The organism is Methylobacterium indicum (genome assembly GCF_001043895.1).
Lineage (GTDB): Bacteria > Pseudomonadota > Alphaproteobacteria > Rhizobiales > Beijerinckiaceae > Methylobacterium > Methylobacterium indicum.
In genome coordinates, this window is record NZ_JTHF01000110.1 from 1 (window position 1) to 5,089 (window position 5,089).

The 5,089-nt window shown below is 70.1% G+C and carries 5 protein-coding genes; all 5 read left to right on the forward strand.

What is annotated here, in order from left to right:
- Positions 1 to 286: 286 nt before the first annotated feature.
- Complete coding sequence (locus QR78_RS13350; protein ID WP_048428020.1) at positions 287 to 1,798, forward strand: fumarate hydratase; 1,512 nt, start codon at positions 287 to 289, stop codon at positions 1,796 to 1,798.
- A 112-nt stretch (positions 1,799 to 1,910) separates the two neighbouring features.
- Positions 1,911 to 2,588, forward strand: a complete 678-nt coding sequence (locus tag QR78_RS13355) for a DUF1045 domain-containing protein (RefSeq protein ID WP_048428021.1) — start codon at positions 1,911 to 1,913, stop codon at positions 2,586 to 2,588.
- 4 nt (positions 2,589 to 2,592) lie between these two features.
- The gene (locus QR78_RS13360; RefSeq protein WP_048428022.1) at positions 2,593 to 3,210 is read left to right on the forward strand and encodes a DapH/DapD/GlmU-related protein; all 618 of its coding nucleotides are present in this window, start codon (positions 2,593 to 2,595) and stop codon (positions 3,208 to 3,210) included.
- A 74-nt stretch (positions 3,211 to 3,284) separates the two neighbouring features.
- Positions 3,285 to 4,106, forward strand: a complete 822-nt coding sequence (phnC, locus tag QR78_RS13365; RefSeq protein WP_048428023.1) for a phosphonate ABC transporter ATP-binding protein — start codon at positions 3,285 to 3,287, stop codon at positions 4,104 to 4,106.
- 32 nt (positions 4,107 to 4,138) lie between these two features.
- A complete protein-coding gene (gene phnD, locus QR78_RS13370) occupies positions 4,139 to 5,065 on the forward strand; it encodes a phosphonate ABC transporter substrate-binding protein (protein ID WP_048428024.1) in 927 nt (308 codons plus the stop codon).
- The last annotated feature ends 24 nt before the right edge of the window (positions 5,066 to 5,089 follow it).

Sequence of the window (5,089 nt, forward strand, 5' to 3'; positions counted from 1 at the left end):
CCCCACAAGGGGGAGGGGAAGCGCGCTTACCTTCAATGGGTTAGCATTCAGAGGAGAAGTGTGAATCCGCTAGCCCGTTTGGGAGAGGGGCCGGGGGTGAGGGTGGCTCGGCTTCGGTATAAAGCTGTGACTGTTGTGTGGGCAGCTCTACGCTGAGTGCTTCACACGGAACCGTAGCACCCTCGCGCGATCTTCGATCGCCCCTACCCCTCTCCCACACGGGAGAGGGGATCCCGCGCCTGATAAAGTCGCGGGATCCTCAATAAAACCACCCGGGAGGACCACCATGGCCACCATCCGCGAAGACGACCTGGTCGCCTCCATCGCCGACGCCCTGCAATTCATCTCGTACTACCACCCGGCCGACTACATCCAGAACCTCGCCGAGGCCTGGCGGCGCGAGGAGAGCCCGGCGGCGCGGGACGCGATGGCGCAGATCCTGGTCAATTCGCGCATGGCCGCCTTCGGCCGCCGGCCGATCTGCCAGGATACCGGCACCGCGCAAGTGTTCATGAAGGTCGGGCTCGGGGCGCGGATCGTGTCGAACCGCTCGCTGCAGGAGATCGTCGACGAGGGCGTGCGCCGGGCCTGGCGCGAGGAGCGCAACCCGCTGCGCGCCTCCGTCGTCGCCGAGCCGCTCTTCGGGCGCCGCAACACCGGCGACAACGCGCCGGCCATGCTCCATGTCGAGATGGTGGCCGGCGACACGGTCGAGGTCCATGTCGCGGCGAAGGGCGGCGGCTCGGAGAACAAGGCGAAGTTCGCCGCCCTCAACCCGAGCGATTCCGTCGCCGACTGGGTGGTGCGCACCGTCGAGACCCTGGGGGCCGGCTGGTGCCCGCCCGGCATGCTCGGCATCGGCGTCGGCGGTTCGCCCGAGAAGGCGATGACGCTCGCCAAGCTCTCGCTCCTCGATCCGATCGACCTGCCGCAGATCCGCGCCCGCGGCCCCTCGTCGAAGGAAGAAGAGCTGCGGCTCGAGATCTTCGAGCGGGTCAACGCGCTGGGCATCGGCGCGCAGGGGCTCGGCGGCCTGACCACGGTGCTGGATGTGAAGCTCAAGACCTTCCCGGTCCACGCCGCCTCGCTGCCCGTCGGCCTGATCCCGCAATGCGCCGCCGACCGGCACGCCCATTTCACCCTCGACGGCAGCGGTCCCGCCGTCTTCACCCCGCCCTCCCTCGATCTCTGGCCGCAGGATGTCAGCGTCGCGACCGCCGCCGGGCGGCGGGTCGATCTCGACCGGCTGACCCGCGAGGAGGTGGCGACCTGGCGGGCCGGCGAGACGCTTCTGCTGTCGGGCCACCTGCTCACCGGGCGCGACGCGGCGCACCTGCGCCTGACCCGGATGCTGGAGGCCGGCGAGCCCCTGCCGGTCGATCTGCGCGACCGGGCGATCTACTATGTCGGGCCCGTCGATGCCGTCGGCGACGAGGCGGTGGGTCCCGCCGGTCCCACCACGGCGACCCGCATGGACAAGTTCCTGGAGCCGATCCTGTCGCGGACCGGCCTCCTCGTCATGGTCGGCAAGGCCGAGCGGGGCCCGGCCGCCGTCGAGACCATCGCCCGTCACGGCGCGGCCTACCTGATCGCGGTGGGGGGCGCGGCCTACCTCGTCTCCAAGGCGATCAAGTCGGCCCGGGTGCTCGCCTTCGCCGATCTCGGCATGGAGGCGATCCACGAATTCGTGGTCGAGGACATGCCGGTCACCGTCGCGGTGGACGCCGCCGGCACCTCGGTCCACCGCGACGGGCCGGCCCGCTGGAGGCGGCCGGTGCGGGAGATGGCGCCGGCGTAAGCGCAGGATGGCCCTCCCCCGCAGGGGAGGGTTCGTGCTCGTCACCCTTGAGCCTTGCCGTCACGGTTCAGTCACGCCCGCGTGCTGAATCGGGCGGCGCAAGGAGACAAGCGTGACCGGCACGACGCGCTACGCCCTCTACTTCACGCCGAAGCCCGGCTCGGACCTCGCCCGGTTCGGCAACGCCGTGCTCGGCATCGACAACCATACCGGCGCCGAGATCCCCCGCCCGGACGGGATGGCCGATCTCGCGGGCGTGACAACCTCGCCCCGTCGCTACGGCTTCCACGCCACCCTGAAGGCGCCGATGCGGCTCGCCCCCGGCGCGGCCGAGGCCGACCTGCTCGCCGCGGCGGAGGCCTTGGCGGCGGACCATCCGCCGGTCCCGGTCGGTCCCCTGCACGTCGCGACGCTCGGCGCCTTCACGGCCCTGATCCCGGTGGCCCCGCCGCCGGAACTCGGCCTGTTCGCCGCCGAATGCGTCGCCGCCTTCGAGCCGTTCCGCGCGCCCCTCAGCGAGGCCGAAACGGCGCGCCGCAGGCCCGAGCGCCTGAGCCCCCGCGGCCGGGCGCTGCTCGCGGCCTGGGGCTATCCGCACGTCTTCGAGGAATTCCGCTTCCACATGACCCTGACCGACGCCCTGCCGGAGGAGGCTCGCGCGCGTTGGCGCGAGCGCCTGGCGGCCGCCTACGGCGCAGGCGCCTCCCTCACCCTCGACGCCCTGTCGGTGCTGCGCCAGGACGGTGCCGCCCCGTTCCGGGTGCTGCAACGCATCCCGCTCGGAGGCTGACGCGATGGCCGGACAACTCGGGCTGGAGCCCGTCATCGATCCGACCGCCACAATCCGGGAAAGCCGGCTCGGCCGCTACACGGAAGTCGGCCCGCGCACCCGGCTCACGGAGACGGTGCTCGACGACTATTCCTACATCGGCAACGACGGCGAGGTGATCTACACCACGATCGGCAAGTTCTGCTCGATCGCCGCGATGGTGCGGATCAATCCGGGCAACCACCCGATGGAGCGGGCCTCGCAGAGCCACTTCACCTACCGAGCCGCCTCGTACTGGCCGGAGGAAGCGAACGAGCCGGCCTTCTTCGACCGGCGCCGGGCCTTGCCCGTCACCATCGGGCACGACGTCTGGATCGGCCACGGCGCCGTGGTGCTGCCGGGGCGCAGCATCGGCACCGGGGCGGTAGTCGGCGCGGGCGCCATCGTCACAAGGGACGTCGCGCCCTACACCATCGTGGTCGGCAACCCGGCCCGCCCGGTGCGCCGCCGCTTCGACGAGGCGACCGCCGAGCGCCTGATGCAACTCGCCTGGTGGGACTGGGACCACGACCGGTTGCGCGCCGCTCTCCCCGACTTCCGCCAGCTTCCGATCGAGGCCTTCCTTGATAAGTATGCCGGCTAAGCACTGACACACTGTCATCCGGCTGTCGCTTAACGGGCGTTTACGTTCGCCGAACAGTGAAGTCGGGCGAGCGGATGCTGGTTGTCGAGAATCTCACGCGTCAATACGGTGCCCGCCGGGCCGTGGACGGCGTCAGCCTGTCCATCGAGCGCGGCAGCTTCGTCGGCGTGATCGGGCGCTCGGGCGCCGGCAAGTCGACCCTGCTGCGGATGCTCAACCGCCTCGCCGACCCGACCGGCGGGCGCATCCTCTACGACGGCACCGACGTGACGGCCTTGCGCGGCGGCGCCCTTCGCGCCTGGCGCGCCCGCTGCGCGATGATCTTCCAGCAGTTCAACCTCGTCGGCCGGCTCGACGTGATGACGAACGTGCTGATGGGCCGGCTCAACCAGGTGCCGGCCCACCGCTCGCTGCTGAAGCTGTGGAGCGAGCAGGACCGGGCGCTGGCGCTCGCCGCCCTCGAGAATTTCGACATGGGGGCGTTCGCCGCCAACCGGGCCGACCAGCTCTCGGGCGGCCAGCAGCAGCGGGTCGCCATTGCCCGCGCCCTGGTGCAGGAGCCGGAGATCATCCTGGCCGACGAGCCGGTCGCCTCCCTCGATCCGCGCAACACCCGGCTGGTGATGGACGCGCTCGCCGACGCCAACAAGCGCTACGGCATCACCGTGTTGTGCAACCTGCACTCCCTCGACCTCGCCCGGGCCTATTGCGACCGGCTGATCGGCCTCTCGGCCGGCCGGGTGGTGTTCGACGGCCGCGGCTTCGACCTCACCGAGGACGTCGCCCGCACCCTCTACGGCCTCGAGGCCGGCGAGGTGATGGACCGGGGCGAGCCCGAGACCCCGCCGGTGCCGGTGCGGGCTCCCGTCCGCCACGCCGAGGCGCTGAGCGCTTAAGACTTTTACCTATTCCGAGAAGGACTTGAACGATGCTGACCCGTCGCACCCTCGTGGGCGCCGCCGCCCTGATGCTCGCCGCCGGCCCCGCCTTCTCGCAGGACTGGAAGGCGAAGTACCCCGAGCTGACGCTCGGCGTGATCCCGGCCGAGAACGCGTCGGGCACCGTCGACCGCTACACCCCCCTCACCGCCTACCTCACCAAGGAACTCGGCGTTCCGGTGAAGCTGCGCGTCGCGAATGATTACGCGGCGGTGATCGAGGGCCAGCGCGCCGGCAACATCCAGATCGCCTTCTACGGCCCGGCCTCCTTCGCCCGCGCCGTCATCACCGGGGTGAAGGCCGAGCCGGTGGTCAATCAGAAGCACGAGACCGGCGTCTCGGGCTATTACTCGGTGATCTATGTCAAGGCGGACAGCCCGTACAAGTCGATCGAGGACCTGAAGGGCAAGAGCCTCGCCCTCGTCGACCCCAACTCGACCTCCGGCAACCAGGCCCCGCGGTTCTTCCTGCACAAGGCCGGTCACGACGTCGACAAGTTCTTCGGCAAGACCTTCTATGCCGGCAGCCACGAGAACGCCGTGCTGGCGCTCGCCCAGGGCACCGCGGACGCCGCCGCCAACTTCTGGAACTCCGACACCGACAGCAACCTGACCCGGATGCTGGCCAAGGGCATGGTGAAGAACGCCGACGGGACGCCGATGAAGCAGTCGGACTTCCGCGTCATCTTCAAGTCCGAGTTCCTGCCCGAGGGGCCCTTCGCGGTCCTCGCGAGCCTGCCGGACGACCTCAAGCAGAAGATCCGCCAGGCCTTCATCGAGTTCCCGACCAAGGACAAGGCCGCCTTCGACAAGCTCTCGGACGGCAAGGACCAGGGCCTCACCCCGGTGACGCTGAAGGACTACCAGCCGATCATCGAGATGCTCCGCCACAACGACGAGCAGCGCAAGCGGTCGTGAGCCACTTCCCCTCCCCCTTGTGGG